The following is a 15,902-nucleotide window of genomic DNA, read 5'->3' on the forward strand; positions in this document are numbered from 1 at the left end:
TTTATTATGTTGTTAGATACTGGCGCACCTCGTTCGGTTTTGGCGCATGCAGTGAGTGGAGGTGTAGCAGGGCTTATACTCGGTGGAGTTGTGGGCTATGGAAAATATAAAAGTGGCAAGATTTTACAACAAGATGCTTTAAAGCATGCAATAAAAGCAGGGCTTGAAGGTGCGCTTGTTAGTGCTTGTGCTATAGGCGCGGCAAATTCTCTAGGTTCTAATAAGCAAGTTACTTCCAACCTTTTAGAATCTGGGGCGTATTTGGCTTTAGGATTAGCTGGCACTTATGCTATACAAAATTTGGGGTTTCTTACGCCACAAAAGACACTATCAGAGAAAATTAAAGGATAGATGATGATTTCAGATACGAATTTACAGAATTTGGATTCTATACAGGATAACCCTTATATACAGCAAGAGAAGGCTAATATAGGGCAGGCTAGAGAAGAACAAGCAAATCAGCAAGACAAACAATCTAAAAATCCAAAAGATGTATTGAGCTCATTTTTTAATAGCGGCAATACCCAACAAGATTTTCTTAAAGGCGCGCTTATTGGTGCTGTAGCTACTTTTGTACTTACAAACGAAGATGTCCAAAGAGCTATTTTTAAGGGCTTTGCTAAATTTACTTCTTTATTGGAAATGGGATTAGAAGAGCTCAAAGAACGATATGAGGATGCGAAAGCGGAAGTTGATTCCCAACAATAGGTATTGCTATTCCAGTTAAAGTAAATCAGTTAGATGTCTGAGCGAAATTTAGAACTACGTCTTCTTCATTCTATTCCAAATCGTGCCCGTTTCTCGTATAGGTTTCCCAAGGGGAATTTTATACAGCCTATTTTATTAAGAATAGAATTAGAAAAGCTTCCATATATCCAAAGCGTGCGTGTCAATGAGATTTTGCGCAATATCATCATCCACTACACAGGTGATGAGCAAACACTCATAATAATTCAAAAGCAAATTCTAGAGATTTTGTACAAATTGCTTCTTGTTGCTAACAAGCAACATTCAGATCAAAGTTATATCGCATTAAGAAAAGAGATTCCAAGCAGCATTGAAGTTGTGCGTTCGTTGACAGCACTTCTTCTGGAGCCATTTTTGCCTACAAATACACTCAAATCTGTCTTTTCTATTATTGCTTCTACACCAATTTTGGCAAGCGGGATAAAAGAAGTTATTAATGAAGGTGCTACTTCCCGTGTGCTTGAAGCCATAGCCATAGCTATTTCGCTGTATAGACAAGATTATCGCACGGCAAATTCTACGAATTTCATGCTTACTTTGGGCGAATATATAGAAGAGATGACAATGTATAAGAGCGATGATTTGCTTAAAGAGCTTAGTAAGCCACAAGATTCTGATGCTTGGGTTGAAAGAGAAGTCAATGGCAAATCAGAGCTTATCTTAATTCCAAGTCAGGATATAAAGATTGGGGATATTGTTGTGGTTGGTGCTGGAGATAGCATCTCAATTGATGGGCATATTATCTCTGGGGAAGCTTTGGTTAATCAAATCTCTATGACTGGCGAAGCTACACCTGTGAGACGAGCAAGAGGTGATAGAGTGCTTTCTGGCACTATTGTCCAAGAAGGTAGGATAAAGATTTGGGCAGAGGGCGTTGGCGATGAGACGGCTACAGCCCGTATAAAAAACTATATCCAAGAAACACTGGTACAAAAATCATCCATACAGCTTACTGCTTCAAAAATGGCTGATAATCTTGTTCCTGTTACCTTAGGTCTTGCAATCATTTCTTATCTTTTTAATCGAGATTTAATTCGCGTAGCCTCAGTTTTACAGGCTGATTATTCCTGCGCTTTAAAGCTTGCTACACCCGTGGCATTCAAAGCTGCTATTTCAAGTGCAGGAAAAAATGGCATTATCATAAAAGGTGCGAAAAGTCTGGAATCTCTTAATGATGTGGAAGTTTTTGTATTTGATAAAACAGGCACGCTTACTCAAGGTGATTTAGAGGTGATTGGAGTACATTCTTTTGATAGCTCTTGGCAAGAAGAGGATATTTTGAATCTTTCTGCAAGTATAGAGGAGCATTATTTTCATCCAGTAGCAGAAGCGGTAGTAAGGGCTGCAAAGCAAAAGGACTTTATCCATATTCACCACGATGAAGTGACATTCATCGTAGCGCATGGTGTGAAAAGCTATATTGATGGAAAAGAGGTGCTTATAGGCAATCGCCATTTTTTGGAGGATGATGAGGGTATTGATATGAGCGGGCATGATAGCCAGATTCAATCCCTCTTAGATTCTGGACATACTCCGCTTTTTATCGGATATGACAATAGATTATTAGGTCTTATTTTGCTTAAAGATACTGTGCGAGCAAATGCAAAGCTAGCAATTGATCGTTTACGTAGAAGCGGTGTGAAAGAAATCATTATGCTTACAGGCGATGAGGATTCTAAAGCTCGAGAGATTGCACAAGAGCTTGGCATTGATAGATATTTCGCAAAGCTTTTGCCCACCCAAAAAGCTGAGATTTTAGAATCGATTATGAAAGAAGGCAAAAAAGTTGCTTTTGTGGGTGATGGTATCAATGATGCACCCGCACTTATTAAGGCAGATAGTGGTATAGGCATGCATAGGGGGGCAGATATTGCGAAAGCGAGCGCTGATATTGTGCTTTTACGCGATGATATAGAATCTGTGGCGGAAGCTAGAGAATTTGCTATGCAATGCTTATCGAAGGTGCGCAAAAACTTCAAGATAACTGTTGTTGTTAATAGCGCGATTCTAGCTCTTGCAACTTTTGGCAAGCTTTCGCCAATCCAAACAGCCTTTTTGCATAATGGCACAACGATTGTGCTTTTGTTCAATGCCTTGCAAGCTATTAATCTCAAGAAAAATTGATGTCATTACTCTTGCGACTTGCTTTTGTTGGTTGTGTCTATATTGTATATAGAAGTGTTTCTAAAAGTCGTAAGGTTTTTGCTAAGCAATTAAGACGCAACTATAAATCACCCAAAAGGAGAAGACATGCCTAGAAAATCTAGCAAAAATCCAGTTTTATCTCACAACACACAAAAATCGAGAGTTTCAAAAGAGCTCTCTTCTACTCAAACATTCCTTACTTCTACAGAATCCAAACGTGAATTTGCAAAGCTTGGCATGAGCGCAAGCTTGATGACATGTGTGGGAAGTGCATTTTTTATGAAAAACAAGACAGCAAAAAACTTGCACATACTTAGTGGTATAGCATTGGTAGGCTTTAGCATATGGCATTCAAGTCTGTATGACAAAAAGTTCAAATAAACCAATGGATTGTATTACTCTTCTACAAAAGCTGATCAACGCACCCACTATCACCCCGCAAGAATGCGGAATCTACTCTTTTTTAAAAGAACTTCTGAATCCATATTTTTCTTTTATTGAGCAGGATACAAATGGAGTAAAAAATCTCTTTGCTTATAGTAAGAATTTTAAGAAGGACAAACTCCCTCATATTTGCTTCGCCGGACATATTGATGTCGTGCCTGCAGGTGATGGCTGGGAGAGCGATCCATTTTGCGCAAAGCACCAAGATGGATATATCTACGGGCGTGGGTCTCAAGATATGAAAAGTGGTATAAGTGCTTTTGTCTGTGCTGTTTTGGCATTTCTATATAGATATGAGAATGCGCTAGATTTTCTGAGAATCTCTTTGCTGCTTACAAGTGATGAGGAAGGCGATGGTACCTATGGCACGCAACATATGTTAGGGCTTTTGGAGCAAAAGGGATTTTTGCCAGATATGGTTATAGTCGCTGAACCTACGGCTAGCAAAACTTGTGGTGATGTCATAAAAATCGGCAGACGCGGGAGTATTAATGGCGTGATAAAAATCTTTGGCAAGCAAGGGCATGTAGCATATCCAAAGCAATGTATCAATCCTATAGAGCTCTTAGGTTCGCGTCTGGGCAAACTTGCAGGAGTAAATCTTGATGATGGCGATGAAGATTTTGCGCCAAGTAAGCTTGTGATTACTGATATTCGTGCTGGTATGGAAGTGGTAAATGTCACGCCAAGTGAGTTGAAAATACTTTTTAATGTCCGTAACGCACCCCAAAGCAATGTGGATTCTGTGGAAAAATACATAAAGGAGGTGCTGGAGGGCTTGGAGTTTGATTTAGAATTAAAGCAGAGTTCAGTTGGATTTATAACGCATAAGCACACCAAGCTTCTTGCCTATCTGCAGGAGAGTATAAGCAGTGTATGTGGCAAAGAAGCTTGCCTTAGCACAAGTGGTGGGACAAGCGATGCAAGGTTTTTCGGTTTAAGAGGTATAGATGTTGTAGAAATTGGCGTGCCTAATGACAGAATCCATGCTATCAATGAGCGCGTAAAGGTGAGTGATGTGCAAAGTTTAGAGAGAATATTTATAAGATTTTTAGAAGTGTTACTAGCTAATAGTATTGGCTAAATCTACAACCTTATTGGATTAATGAGATAGGCATATTTCATTAAAATCCCTTGCCCTCCTTGTGTTAGAGTTTTGGGATTTAAAGGTTGTGATAAGATGCAATGAAAACAAAGGAGTATGAAATGGCAGAAATGCGAGCTGAGCGCAAGAGTATTTTTGATTATCTATCCAAAAATAAGTTTTTAATCCCTATGTATCAGAGGAATTATGTCTGGGGTGAGGATGAGTGTGAGCAGTTATGGGAAGATGTGTATCATTTTTTTTAAAAACAAAAACGAAAACCAAGATGAGGAATATTTTTTAGGTTCTGTGGTGATATACAAGGAAAATGGGAGGCAGAATATCATTGATGGATAGCAGAGGACAACGACATTAAATTTACTCATTCGTGCCCTATACGAAAAAGCAAGAGGACAAGATGGGATTGATAAGCTTAAAAGTGATTTGGCTTCTTGCCTTTGGGACTCGGACTCCTTAACAGGAAATATTGACTTTGAAAAAACGCATTTTAAAAGCGAAGTAGCTACGGATTCAGACAATGAGAGTCTAGAAAATCTTTTTAAAGATACTTTGGATATTAATATACAGAGGGGGGAGGCAAAAAGCTATCTTTATATGAAAAAAATTTTGTTTTCTTTCAAAATAAAATTGATGGATTAGCTAAAAATGAACCAACAAAGTGGTATGACTTTTGTCTGTGTTTATTGCGGTTATGCGTGATTTTGCCCATTGAGTGTGATGGACGTGATAAGGCTTTACGCATCTTTAATACTTTAAATAATAGGGGTGTTGCCCTCTCTGCAGCAGATATTTTAAAAGGCTTGATTTTTGCCAATAAAAGTGATGCTGAAAAAATGGAATTTGGAAGAGAGTGGAAGGCATTAGAAAGCCAGATTCAAAACTCAAATTATCTCGAAAAAGAAGATATTAGCTTTTTGTTTTTGCAATATGAGCATATCATTAGAGCGCAACATGGCGAGGTGGATACGAAGATCCCAAGTGTACTTGATTTTTGGACTAAAAAAAGCAAGAAGGCTAATCTTGCGGCAGATGCAGATTTGTTAGACAAAAATGAGACCTTTGACTTTATTAAAAGATTGGCAGAATTTTGGTGCAATCCTTATGATCATCTAAACCCTGAAGCACAAAAATATTTTGCAGTTTTAAATATATATCAAAACAAATTGTGGCAAATGGTCGTGAGTGTGTGCTTTTATATATGCGATAAGGACAAAAATAGCAGCATTTTTGATGAAATTTTGCCGCAGCTTGCAGCCTACAATGCCTTAGGACTGATGTATCTAAAAGGTGGGAGTTCTGGATTATTCTGGGGCTTTATGAGGGCAAATGTTAATATCATTGCAAAAGTAGAGATTGAGCATATTTTCCCCCAAAAATGGCAAGATACAAACTACAATGGTTGGAATGAAGAAGAAGCGCAAGAATATTTAGAGCAAATTGGCAATAAAATATTGCTTGAAAAAAAGCTAAATATCCACGCTGGAAATGAGTTTTTTCATAGGAAGAAAGCGATATATAAGGATTCTTGCATTATAGAAGCACAGGATTTAGCAAGAAGCGATAAAAAAGATTGGCGCAAAGAGGATATTGAGAATCGAAATGCGCAGATTTACCAAAAGTTTGAGGAGTTTTTCACCAAAATTTTTAGTTGAAACTTTTGTGCATTGGCTTCCCTAATCCTTTAGGGCATTGCAAATAATCGCTTCTTTTTTGCCTTCTAAGCTTTGCAGTTGTAAATTTGCGCTTTGGATTCTAGCTCTTTGCGTTTTATGCCTATACAACTAGATTCTTTTTTAATACCTATAAACAGCCTGTGTAAATTTACTGCCTAGCTGCATTGTAACACTAGACTTTAAAAAGTTTCACATTCTCTTTTAATCTTTTTTCTATAAGCTTGCAATATTCTTTATCAAGCTCAAGCCCAATGCCTATGCGACAATTAGATTCTGTTTCTAAAAGCGTCGTGCCACTCCCACAAAATGGATCAAATACCACTTCACCCACATAAGAGAAAAGTTTAATGCACCGCTTAGGCAACTCTCTAGGAAAGGGCGCGGGATTGTAAGCGCTTTTGACTTTGGGCTATTAAGCAGCTATTTTAACTCCAAGAAAAGGATAACCTCCCAAAGAGCCTTTAATGCACTGACTATAGCAGAGAATTATTTCATCAAATCCTCCACAAACTCCAAAAAAATTCAAGGAGAAATTGCTTGGTTTTTGCAATTCCCAAAAGAGCTCTCCACCAATATCCCCTCTTTCTTAGGAGACCGCGATAGCTCGCATTATAAAGTTGAGTATCTCTACTTAAATACCCTCTCAGAGCTTTTTGTTTTTGGTAGATTGCAACCCTATGTTTGGAGCAAAATCTTCCAAACCATCTACAACTTCCTTAAACAGCTATACTCCCGCACGACAAAAGCAGCAATCAACTTTAGCTACCCGCTTAAAACCCAAGCGCGATTCCAGACTTTTTTACTGGAAAACCGGCTTGATTGCGACACAATTTGGGAGTTTGAAGACCTTAAAATCTCCATCCCACAAATGCTATCTTCTATCAATACCTACATCACAGAGCAAAATACGCATTCCTTTATCCATGGGGATTTTTGTTTTTCTAATATCATGTATGACTTCCGTTCCAATGGCATCAAGATTTTTGACCCAAGGGGGATGGATTTTTCCAACCAAATTACCCCCTATGGCGACAAAAAATACGACTATGCAAAGCTAATGCACTCTTGCATTGGGCTTTATGATTTTATTATTTGCGATTGCTACACACTGACAATTTCCAAAAACCGCATCCATTTTGCAATCAAAACCCCAAACAATATCCAAGAGATTCAAGAGAGATTTCTAAAAATCTTCCATCACAACACTCTAGAACTCTATGCCATTATGATTCACATCTTTCTCTCAATGCTTCCCTTACACGCAGATAATAAAACTCGGCAGTGGGCATTATTTGCTAATGCCTTTAGACTCTATCAAGATTTTTGCCGACTAAGGGAGAGAGCATGACATTTGTTTTCCCCATGGCAGGACTTAGCAGCCGATTTACACAAGCGGGTTTTACCCTCCCAAAATACATGCTAGAGACAAAAGAAGGTTCTGTGCTATTGCGTGTGCTAAAGAGCTTTGAACACTACAAATCCCAGAAGTTTTTATTTATCTATAGAGAGATTTACAACACAAAGGACTTTATTGTAAAAACCTACGAAACACTCAACATCTCAAATCCCCTCCTAGTCCCACTCCATAACACAACACTCGGGCAAGCACACACTATTTATTTAGGACTTAAAAGCATGGGGATTGCTCATGATCAAAGCCTGTTAATCTTTAACATCGATACCTTCCGTCCTAATTTTCAATTTCCTTCTAACTATGCAAGTTGTGATGGTTATTTAGAAGTATTTATGGGATTTGGCAATCAATGGAGCTTCATCCTCCCAGGTGCACAAAACACCGTGCTAAAAACGACAGAAAAAGATAGAATCTCATCACTACGTAGCAGTGGATTATACTATTTTAAGCATACTGGAGACTTTCTAGATGCCTTTACCTTCAACTTTTCCCAAGCAATCACGCACAAGGGCGAATACTATGTTGCACCTTTGTATAACTACCTCATCCAAAAGAACAAAGATATTAGATATTTTGAAATCTCTAAACAAGACATTATCTTTTGCGGGACTCCTGAAGAATACTACAAGCTCATCTAACAACACTTAATTTAAGGAATTTACCCTATAACACCAAAAACACAAGGATAACCATGCATTACATCCACCGAGAATTTTGCCCAATCACCGGGCAAAAAGCATTTGAACCACTCTATGAAAATACATTTCCTATTTTTGCAGGTTGTGTGGAAAATGAAAATGTAGAATCAGATGTCATCTGCGAACAAAAATGGGTCATCTACGAAAGTGGTGTCATCGCACTCCAAGACCTTATTCCCTTAGAGATTTTATACAAAAATGGACATTATGCAGGCTTGGTAGGAGAAATTTGAGAAAACCACCATAAGGAGTTTGCAGAGTTTGTTTTACAATCCTCACCCAAAAATGTCCTAGAAGTCGGTGGAGGACATGGAAAGCTCTCCAAAAACTGCCTAGCAAAAAACCACAATCTACGATGGACAATTATTGAGCCTACACCAACACACAAAACCAACAAAGTCCAATACATAGAAGGCTACTTTGAGTAACATAACTTCCAAGAGGATTTTGATTTAATCACCCACAGCCATTTGTTTGAACACATCTATAACCCTAACGTATTTTTAAACAAATGCTACAAAATTCTAGCAAATAATGGGGGGGGGGGGGCAGATGGGGTTTAGCCTCCCAAATATGCAAAAGTGGCTGGAGAACAAGGGGATTAATTGCCTAAATTTTGAACACACGATTTTCCTAAATGAAGATACTATCAAATACCTCTTACACAAGAATCATTTCTCCATCATTGAGAAAACATACTTCTCTGAGCATTCCATCTTTATTAAAGCACGTTTAGATGATACTGCCAAAGCCCAAATAAACCTAGACTATAATGCACACAAAAAACTATTTCTAGACCTACACCACCACTATACTGCTTTAATAGAACAGCTAAATTCCCTCCTAGAACAAAGAGATGCAGATGCCTATCTCTTTGGCGCACATCTCTTCTCCCAATACCTCATATATAATGGACTGCATAGTCAAAAAATTCTCCATATTTTAGACAATAACCCCAATAAACAAGAAAAACGGCTCTATGGGACAAATCTAAGTGTCAAATCCCCTGCAATCCTAAAAGACAAAGACAATGCTTTTGTGATTTTATGTGCTGGCGTTTATAACAATGAGATAGAAAAAGACCTCAAAACTATGAACCCACACCTAGAAATTTTTAAATGTTAGTACCAAAATACAATTACGCCACACTGCTTAACATGCTTGCTAAAGTCCAACCTGCGTGAATTCCTATTGCACACGCATGCGCTACCCTAAAATCTTTATGTCTTTGAATCTTTGACTAAATACGCACCTAGCACACATTGTAAAGAAACCCAAATTGAAGCAAACAAGCAACCACACCAAGGTTCAGGAAACCATAAAGATAACATTGGGCTCACTAATTTTATAAACATTCACACAGGACTTATCCCCTAGCGCCCCTCATCAATAGGCTGTATAACAGCAGCTTCTCTGATTTCTGGCATAATAGCCCAAAGCTTTGGTAGATCTACACTAAAGCCCTCTCTTAATTCACATCTTAAGATTCCTACCCTTTGCCATGGCGCTAAGTTTGGATTAAAAAATGTGCTTATACACTCTTTACCACCTAACACTAACGATCTTATCTCTACAGCATCACTAAGCAAAGGGATTAGCTGAAATACAGTTTCAAATTTCTTATTATTTAGATCTGCAAAGCAGTTTTTTAAAGTAAAAAATCCACTTTCATCAATTCCCAAGCACTCATTTATATCCTTAGCTGATACAAACTGCACATACTCTAAACTCAAATTTGCAAAGCTATCAGCTCTTTTGATATCAGCAATCGCACTTGGATGAAAGGCTTTAACCTCCCTGATGTTATAGTTAAAAGTCTCATCAGATTTGCCTAAATTCACTACCAAAGGTATTCCAGTATCAAGCGATCTTAGGCTTAAAGGCAAAGTAAATGGATCAAACCCATCTTGGTTGTTTGAATTATTTAATTTTAAATTTGGTTTATCATTTAAATCACTGATTTTAATTCTATCTGGGGCTCTTTTCTCATCTGGGGCTTTGCTTATATTTCCTGCAAAACCTTTAGAGTCATCTAGCATTAAAAAGGTCTTACTCGGCACTGAAGCACAACTAACAATAAATAGAGATATTAGAGCTATTAAAGATATTTTTAGAGTTTTTATCATGGAAATCTCCTAAATGTTACAGGGAAGTGGTCGCTTGCTATATGAGTTCTAAATCCGCTAAAGAATGTGCTAGCTGATATTGGTGGTAATGGAGCTGGAACAACAGCACGATTAGAGTTACCAACCACAGCGTAATCTAGAGTTCTTCTAGCGCTAATTTGCGTGATGGCGTTATTAGTAACTATCCTAGTTCTTAGCCTTAACTCTAATTCAAATGAGCTAAGAAGATCCACAGGCTCTCTATTAAAATCCCCCATTATAATCCAGTTAGTGCTAGCTAGAGTTGGAGATCTTTGAAAGAATAGATCTATATTGTGAACGATAGCCGAAGCGTCAGCTCCACCATTTGCTAAAGCGTGAATACTAAAGAAAGCATCAGTATTTATCCTAATACCAAGAAGTGGTCTTGAGACTGTTGTTGGCGGTGGGAGCAAGAATACTTCATCAGCTTGTCTTCTGCTAGCTATTGCTAAATTTACCCTATTGCCAGCTGCATCAGTTCTAGCAAAGTAGATAAATATCAGATCTGGCCTAAGTCTAGTGCCGATGTTCCACACATGTTCAGTTACTACTACTTGTGTGCCAAATGCTCTAAACTCTCTTCCAGTTGGTTCAGCTGTAGCCGGGAGAGTTCCGGCTTCTTGGATAGCTAACACATCAATCCCATTTGCTCCAGAGAACATCTGAGCTACGCTAATACTCCATTTAGCCTCGCTACTAGCGCTTGAGCCTTGCATATTCCAAGTAGCGGTCTTAAAATCATCAATTACACCAAATAGTGCTGCAGCACTAAATAATAAAACTAAAATATATCTCATTGTTGGTATCCTAACAGTGGCGATGTAGGTGCAGCCTCAGGGACAAACACCCATTGTTGATTAAAGTTTGGCTTAAAATTGCAATCTCTCATAGCAAGGCTGTAAAAGCTACCAGTTTGCACTAGTGAGCCAAGATCTGTTGTAATGCACTTACCAGAAGCGCTAGATTTTATCTGAATGGCTCCATTATCCATAGCAGATAGGTGCCATTGCTGAGATTGATTTTTTGGGTTGCAAGAGCGGTGGGTTATGCCACTGCCTTCATCGTGGATACAAGTATTAGTAAGGAAATTTAATATTAATACTATATCATCACCTAGATTTATAACTTGCCAAGTTCTAGCCCCACCAAAATCCTTTGAGTTATCTAGGGTATATCCCCATAGCCAGTTGCCCTCAGCTAATGCCCAAACAGTTATCGATGAGCCACCTTTTGGGTTGATTATAGTTAGTGGGGCAGATTTAGATCCAAGACTTGGAGATAGGGATAAGTTTAGCAACGGGGTGCTATTTGAATTGTTTGAGTTATTACCCAAATCAAATCTATTAAATAAATTAGATCTCAGATTGTTTGTAGTAGAGTTATCATCTATCGCAAGTGGTGCGTATGGAGTTTTAGTCCCAGTACAAGATATAAAAAATATAGATATAAAGAGCAAAAATAGTAAATTTCTCATTGAATACCTTTTAAATAGATTAATATTTATTGTTATTCTTAAATAATTTTACTTAATGGATTATTAAATATTTTATAAACAGATTAATATTTATATCTTTTATATTAAATTTAATTATATTTATTTATGTTTTAGGTTTGTTTGGACTATTTCAGTCTTGCTAGTCAAAATGCAATTATACTTCCATCAAATGATCTGTCCAAAGTTCACATTGAGTCATTACTGTTTGCAATGCATCCATTTGATTCTTCGGCGGATAATTGTATTTTTTCAAAAGTCTTTTTATTGTCCTCCTCATATTTGCTCGGGCAGATTCTTTCTTTTGCCAATCTATTGTTTTGCTTTTTCTTAATAATTCCGTTAATTCTCTTGTCATATTTATGAGTTCTTCATTTTTATAAAAATCTTTAACAGCTTGAGGTTTGGTCAAAGCATCGTAAAAAGCAATTTCTTCTGCATTTAAGTCCCCAATTGGTTGTTCTCCATCGTTAATTTCTTTTGCAATTTTTAATAGTTCTTCAATGACTTCAGCATTAGTAATTAGACCATTTATATATTTATTCATAGCCGCTTGAATAAGTTCACTGAATTTTTCTGATTTTACAAAATTTGTTCTTGTATAAATAGAAACCTGTTCAGAAATGAGTTTTTTTAATATTTCAACGGCAAGATTTTTTTCTTTCATGTTTGCAATTTCATCTAAAAATTTAGGATCAAACAATGAAAATTCTTGCTTTACATCAGCAAATACATTGATTACACCATCACTTTTTATGCTTTGCTTTAATAGCTCGTTAATTCTTGCATTCATTTCCAGAAGAGATATCTTTTTATCAACTCCGGTATTCATCAATCTATTCAACAACACCCTTACTGATTCAAAGAATGCTGCTGTAATTCTTTCATCACTTTGTGCAATAGAAGAACACAACGATAATGCTTGATGCAGCAATAAAGCCTCTTTTTGAAATGATTCTTTTCTATCTTGCATATTTGGATCAACTATAAAATTCACCGCTCCACTAATTAATTTCGCTCTTTCTAAATCCGTACCGGTTATAAATTTTGAAAAATCATAGCCATGGAATAAATCACAACATACTTCCAATTTTTCAACAAATTTAGGATATGCAATTTTAGAAATATCAGGGTTTCCATATTTCTTTTGGTCACGTTTTGTATAATCATTCATTGCTTGTTTTAAGGCAGATGCAATACCTACATAATCAACAACCAATCCGCCTTCTTTATCTTTAAATACACGATTTACTCTTGCAATCGCTTGCATTAAGTTATGACCATTCATTGGTTTATAAACATACATTGTTGCTAATGATGGAACATCAAAGCCTGTAAGCCACATATCAACAACAATTGCTATTTTTAAAGTATCTTTATTGTCTTTAAATCTTTTTGCAAGTTCAGCTTTATAAGATTTATTGCCAATAATATCGCGCCATTCTTCAGGGTCATTATTTCCTGAAGTCATAACAACAGCAACTTTTTCTTTATCCTTTTCTCCCCAATGTGGTCTTAATTTTAAAATTCTGTCATATATTTTCATTGCAATAAGTCTTGAATAAGCAACAATCATTGCTTTACCAGTTAAGAGATGCTCTCTATTGTATTCATAGTGATTTAAAATATCATCAACCAAAGAATTAATTGTACTTTCATCTCCTAATATAGATTCCATCTTGCTTAATTCTCGTTTGCTTTGCTCAATCACTTCTTCATCTGCATTAAGAGCCATTAAATCATATTCTTTATCAATTAATTGCAAAACTGCAGGATCTAATTGAAGTTTAACAACTCTGCTTTCATAATAAACAGGTCTGGTTGCTCCATCTTCTACCGCTTGAGTCATGTCATAAATATCAATATAATTACCAAAAACTTCTTGTGTATCTTTATCTTTTGAGGAAATTGGAGTTCCTGTAAAACCGATATATGTTGCGTTTGGCAAACTATTTCTTATTATTCTTGCTGTACCGATTTTGATTTTACCTGTTTTAGAATCAACTTTTTCACTTAATCCATATTGTCCTCTATGAGCCTCATCTGCCATAACTATTATATTTCTTCTTGTTGATAGCGGTTCGTCAGATTCTTCAAATTTTTGCATTGTAGTAAATATAATCCCATTTGCTTCTCTTCCATTTAGCCAATCTTTTAATCCAATATCATTTTGAGATGAAGTATTAGTAATTTTTCTACAAGTTGCTTGAACGGGAGTTTGCCTTAGAAATTCTTGACATTTTGAAAACTGAGAATATAACTGATTATCTAAATCGTTCCTATCTGTTAAAACAACAATAGTAGGACTATTTAATGCTTCTTGCAATAAGTGAGCATAAAATACCATTGATAAAGATTTCCCGCTTCCTTGCGTATGCCAGAATACTCCGCCTTTTCCATCAGTTTTGGTTGCTTTTTTTGTAGATTCGATTGCTTTTTTTACTGCAAAGTATTGATGATATCCAGCTAAAATTTTAAAAGTATTTAATCCGTCATTATTAAAGCAAATAAAATTCTTTAATATATCCAACAAACGTTCTTTGGTAAAAATGCCTTCTATCAAAGTGTCAAATTGTGCATGTTGATTGTTTTCATAGTTGCCGTCTTTTGTTTTCCATTCCATATATCGAGTTTCATCAGAGGTAATTGTACCTGCTTTTGAAGTTAGCATATCAGACATTACGCAAATTGCGTTATAAATAAACATAGACGGAATTTCTTTCATATAATTTCTAATTTGTCTATATGCTTGTGATGAATCAGTTTCTTCTCTAGAAGGAGATTTTAATTCAAAAAGCACAAGAGGTAATCCATTGATAAATAATAAAACATCAGGTCTTTTTTCGGAATTTTCAATAAATGTCCATTGGTTAGCGACTATGAACGAATTATTATCAACATTTTTATAATCAATCAAATAAACAATGGTTGAGCGTTGTTCTCCATTTTCTTGATATTTTACAGTTATGCCATTTTGTAAATAGTCCATGAATATATTGTTTTGCTGTAATAATTCTCCATTATCAAAATTTTTAATTTTCAATAATGCTTCTTGAATAGCAGCCTTTGGAACACTTGGATTAATGCGATAAATAGAATCTTCTAAAACATCTTCATACAAGGGACAATGAAAATCACGATTTTCAATATCAGGACCATAAACATGCGTATATCCCATATTTTGGAAGAGTTCTATTACGGAATTTTCATATGATTGTTCTGTGTAGGTTGCTTGCATTTAGACCTCTATTTATTTTATTTATTTTTCGCTAAACGATAATTTATCATCGGACGAACCTTCTAAAATCTCATTTATTTCAACTTTAGAAACATCAATTTCGCCACTCATAAGTTTTGGTAAAAGTGTATCACGAAGTTGAGTCAAATGTTCATTTTCTTCATAATTTTGATCAGATACTTTCAACAAATTACCAACAATCTTGTCAAAATGATTTAAAATTTCTGTTGATGGTTTTAACAAAATTATTTTTTTCAATCTTCCAATAGGTAACTGCTGCAAAGCACTACCCGTAATTAAAGATTTAAAATCATTTTGTACTTTGGTGGATAATAAACTGCATGCTAAATATGATTTTGGTAAAATTTTATTACCATTTATTCTAACCAGTTGAGAATTAATGTTCACATCAATAAGTGAATCAGGAACAAAAGCAATACGTCCAATCTCCCCTCGCGTAGTTATTAATAAATCATCTTTTTTAGTATGTCCTTTTAATAGTTCTTTATGCTTTTTCTCTGTTATATAATACATATTTTGTTTTGAAATAGATGTTCCAATAAAATCAGTACCTCTAATAAAAGCAACGCCAGTGTTAACAAATTCATTTGTTTTTGGGTATTTTGAACTATAATTTCCATCTGAAATATCTAGCCCTAAATCACCTAATTCCTTATACATCCAATCATCAGGCATTACTCCACCGAATGGTTCGAAATCCACAAACCAAGACTTGAAAATCGCTTGGGCTTGTTGTTCTAAATTATTATTTATCGAATTATTTAATTCGATTTTGTCA

At 36.0% G+C, this 15,902-nt stretch carries 18 protein-coding genes and 1 pseudogene; 14 read left to right on the forward strand and 5 right to left on the reverse strand.

The genetic code is table 11. The features are described 5' to 3' along the window. Window positions 1-6: 6 nt before the first annotated feature. The 8 genes from CCY97_RS04590 to CCY97_RS08475 all read left to right on the forward strand — a co-directional run bounded on the left by CCY97_RS04590 (window position 7) and on the right by CCY97_RS08475 (window position 6,093). Entirely contained in the window at window positions 7-351 is a 345-nt protein-coding gene (locus CCY97_RS04590) for a hypothetical protein (RefSeq protein WP_112064313.1), read from the forward strand. After that, a complete protein-coding gene (locus CCY97_RS04595) occupies window positions 352-708 on the forward strand; it encodes a YtxH domain-containing protein (protein ID WP_112064314.1) in 357 nt (118 codons plus the stop codon). A gap of 33 nt (window positions 709-741) precedes the next feature. Next, window positions 742-2,871 (forward strand): heavy metal translocating P-type ATPase, encoded by a 2,130-nt coding sequence (locus CCY97_RS04600; RefSeq protein ID WP_112064315.1) that lies wholly within the window; start codon window positions 742-744, stop codon window positions 2,869-2,871. 126 nt (window positions 2,872-2,997) lie between these two features. Further along, window positions 2,998-3,273 carry a hypothetical protein gene (locus CCY97_RS04605; RefSeq protein WP_112064316.1) on the forward strand — a complete coding sequence of 92 codons (276 nt, stop codon included), beginning with the start codon at window positions 2,998-3,000 and terminating at the stop codon, window positions 3,271-3,273. Further along, a complete protein-coding gene (gene dapE, locus CCY97_RS04610; RefSeq protein ID WP_258456978.1) occupies window positions 3,254-4,420 on the forward strand; it encodes a succinyl-diaminopimelate desuccinylase in 1,167 nt (388 codons plus the stop codon). Before CCY97_RS04605 ends, dapE begins: the two co-directional genes overlap by 20 nt. Window positions 4,421-4,551: 131 nt before the next feature. After that, on the forward strand, window positions 4,552-4,686 hold the full coding sequence (locus CCY97_RS08570) for a DUF262 domain-containing protein (protein ID WP_346435142.1): 135 nt from the start codon (window positions 4,552-4,554) through the stop codon (window positions 4,684-4,686). Next, window positions 4,628-4,777, forward strand: coding sequence for a hypothetical protein (locus CCY97_RS08470; protein WP_258456984.1), 150 nt, complete (start codon window positions 4,628-4,630; stop codon window positions 4,775-4,777). Before CCY97_RS08570 ends, CCY97_RS08470 begins: the two co-directional genes overlap by 59 nt. Window positions 4,778-5,136: 359 nt before the next feature. Beyond that, window positions 5,137-6,093: an HNH endonuclease family protein gene (locus tag CCY97_RS08475; RefSeq protein WP_258456979.1), complete on the forward strand. Its 957-nt coding sequence runs from the start codon at window positions 5,137-5,139 to the stop codon at window positions 6,091-6,093. Between the two features lie 193 nt (window positions 6,094-6,286). Here CCY97_RS08475 and CCY97_RS04620 read toward each other — a convergent pair. After that, window positions 6,287-6,490, reverse strand: a pseudogene (locus CCY97_RS04620) (DNA methyltransferase); the annotation flags it as partial. 168 nt (window positions 6,491-6,658) lie between these two features. Here CCY97_RS04620 and CCY97_RS04625 point away from each other — a divergent pair. From CCY97_RS04625 to CCY97_RS04645, 5 genes are all read left to right on the forward strand, one after another. Continuing rightward, entirely contained in the window at window positions 6,659-7,462 is an 804-nt protein-coding gene (locus tag CCY97_RS04625; RefSeq protein ID WP_112064318.1) for a hypothetical protein, read from the forward strand. After that, a complete protein-coding gene (locus tag CCY97_RS04630) occupies window positions 7,459-8,166 on the forward strand; it encodes a glycosyltransferase family 2 protein (RefSeq protein WP_112064319.1) in 708 nt (235 codons plus the stop codon). Before CCY97_RS04625 ends, CCY97_RS04630 begins: the two co-directional genes overlap by 4 nt. 53 nt (window positions 8,167-8,219) lie before the next feature. Continuing rightward, the gene (locus CCY97_RS08480) at window positions 8,220-8,459 is read left to right on the forward strand and encodes a hypothetical protein (RefSeq protein ID WP_112064320.1); all 240 of its coding nucleotides are present in this window, start codon (window positions 8,220-8,222) and stop codon (window positions 8,457-8,459) included. A gap of 237 nt (window positions 8,460-8,696) precedes the next feature. After that, on the forward strand, window positions 8,697-8,789 hold the full coding sequence (locus CCY97_RS08485) for a hypothetical protein (RefSeq protein ID WP_258456980.1): 93 nt from the start codon (window positions 8,697-8,699) through the stop codon (window positions 8,787-8,789). 10 nt (window positions 8,790-8,799) lie between these two features. Further along, window positions 8,800-9,351, forward strand: a complete 552-nt coding sequence (locus CCY97_RS04645; protein WP_258456981.1) for a hypothetical protein — start codon at window positions 8,800-8,802, stop codon at window positions 9,349-9,351. 248 nt (window positions 9,352-9,599) lie between these two features. Here the strand turns inward: CCY97_RS04645 and CCY97_RS04650 are convergent, their stop codons facing one another. Beyond that, window positions 9,600-10,352, reverse strand: coding sequence for a hypothetical protein (locus tag CCY97_RS04650; protein WP_112064322.1), 753 nt, complete (start codon window positions 10,350-10,352; stop codon window positions 9,600-9,602). Beyond that, window positions 10,349-11,170: a cytolethal distending toxin subunit B family protein gene (locus CCY97_RS04655; RefSeq protein ID WP_112064323.1), complete on the reverse strand. Its 822-nt coding sequence runs from the start codon at window positions 11,168-11,170 to the stop codon at window positions 10,349-10,351. The genes CCY97_RS04650 and CCY97_RS04655 overlap by 4 nt, the downstream gene beginning before the upstream one ends. 249 nt (window positions 11,171-11,419) lie before the next feature. Here CCY97_RS04655 and CCY97_RS08490 point away from each other — a divergent pair, with 249 nt between their 5' ends. Then, window positions 11,420-11,893 carry a hypothetical protein gene (locus CCY97_RS08490; protein ID WP_258456982.1) on the forward strand — a complete coding sequence of 158 codons (474 nt, stop codon included), beginning with the start codon at window positions 11,420-11,422 and terminating at the stop codon, window positions 11,891-11,893. Between the two features lie 129 nt (window positions 11,894-12,022). Here the strand turns inward: CCY97_RS08490 and CCY97_RS04665 are convergent, their stop codons facing one another. Both CCY97_RS04665 and CCY97_RS04670 read right to left on the reverse strand, forming a co-directional pair. Next, a complete protein-coding gene (locus CCY97_RS04665; RefSeq protein WP_112064325.1) occupies window positions 12,023-15,103 on the reverse strand; it encodes a type I restriction endonuclease subunit R in 3,081 nt (1,026 codons plus the stop codon). A gap of 21 nt (window positions 15,104-15,124) precedes the next feature. Beyond that, on the reverse strand, window positions 15,125-15,902 hold a 778-nt coding region (locus CCY97_RS04670), incomplete at its 5' end, for a restriction endonuclease subunit S (RefSeq protein WP_181562825.1).

Source organism: Helicobacter sp. 10-6591 (genome assembly GCF_003288805.1).
Classification (GTDB): Bacteria; Campylobacterota; Campylobacteria; order Campylobacterales; family Helicobacteraceae; genus Helicobacter_F.

Coding starts and splice junctions, on each gene's coding strand:
- CCY97_RS04630 (WP_112064319.1), top strand. CDS start 7,459: ATGACATTTGTTTTCCCCATGGCAGGACTTAGCAGCCGATTTACACAA.
- CCY97_RS08490 (WP_258456982.1), top strand. CDS start 11,420: ATGCCACTGCCTTCATCGTGGATACAAGTATTAGTAAGGAAATTTAAT.
- CCY97_RS08480 (WP_112064320.1), top strand. CDS start 8,220: ATGCATTACATCCACCGAGAATTTTGCCCAATCACCGGGCAAAAAGCA.
- CCY97_RS04600 (WP_112064315.1), top strand. CDS start 742: ATGTCTGAGCGAAATTTAGAACTACGTCTTCTTCATTCTATTCCAAAT.
- dapE (WP_258456978.1), top strand. CDS start 3,254: ATGACAAAAAGTTCAAATAAACCAATGGATTGTATTACTCTTCTACAA.
- CCY97_RS08470 (WP_258456984.1), top strand. CDS start 4,628: ATGTCTGGGGTGAGGATGAGTGTGAGCAGTTATGGGAAGATGTGTATC.
- CCY97_RS04655 (WP_112064323.1), bottom strand. CDS start 11,170: ATGAGATATATTTTAGTTTTATTATTTAGTGCTGCAGCACTATTTGGT.
- CCY97_RS08570 (WP_346435142.1), top strand. CDS start 4,552: ATGCGAGCTGAGCGCAAGAGTATTTTTGATTATCTATCCAAAAATAAG.
- CCY97_RS04650 (WP_112064322.1), bottom strand. CDS start 10,352: ATGATAAAAACTCTAAAAATATCTTTAATAGCTCTAATATCTCTATTT.
- CCY97_RS04595 (WP_112064314.1), top strand. CDS start 352: ATGATGATTTCAGATACGAATTTACAGAATTTGGATTCTATACAGGAT.
- CCY97_RS04665 (WP_112064325.1), bottom strand. CDS start 15,103: ATGCAAGCAACCTACACAGAACAATCATATGAAAATTCCGTAATAGAA.
- CCY97_RS04645 (WP_258456981.1), top strand. CDS start 8,800: ATGCAAAAGTGGCTGGAGAACAAGGGGATTAATTGCCTAAATTTTGAA.
- CCY97_RS04590 (WP_112064313.1), top strand. CDS start 7: ATGTTGTTAGATACTGGCGCACCTCGTTCGGTTTTGGCGCATGCAGTG.
- CCY97_RS04605 (WP_112064316.1), top strand. CDS start 2,998: ATGCCTAGAAAATCTAGCAAAAATCCAGTTTTATCTCACAACACACAA.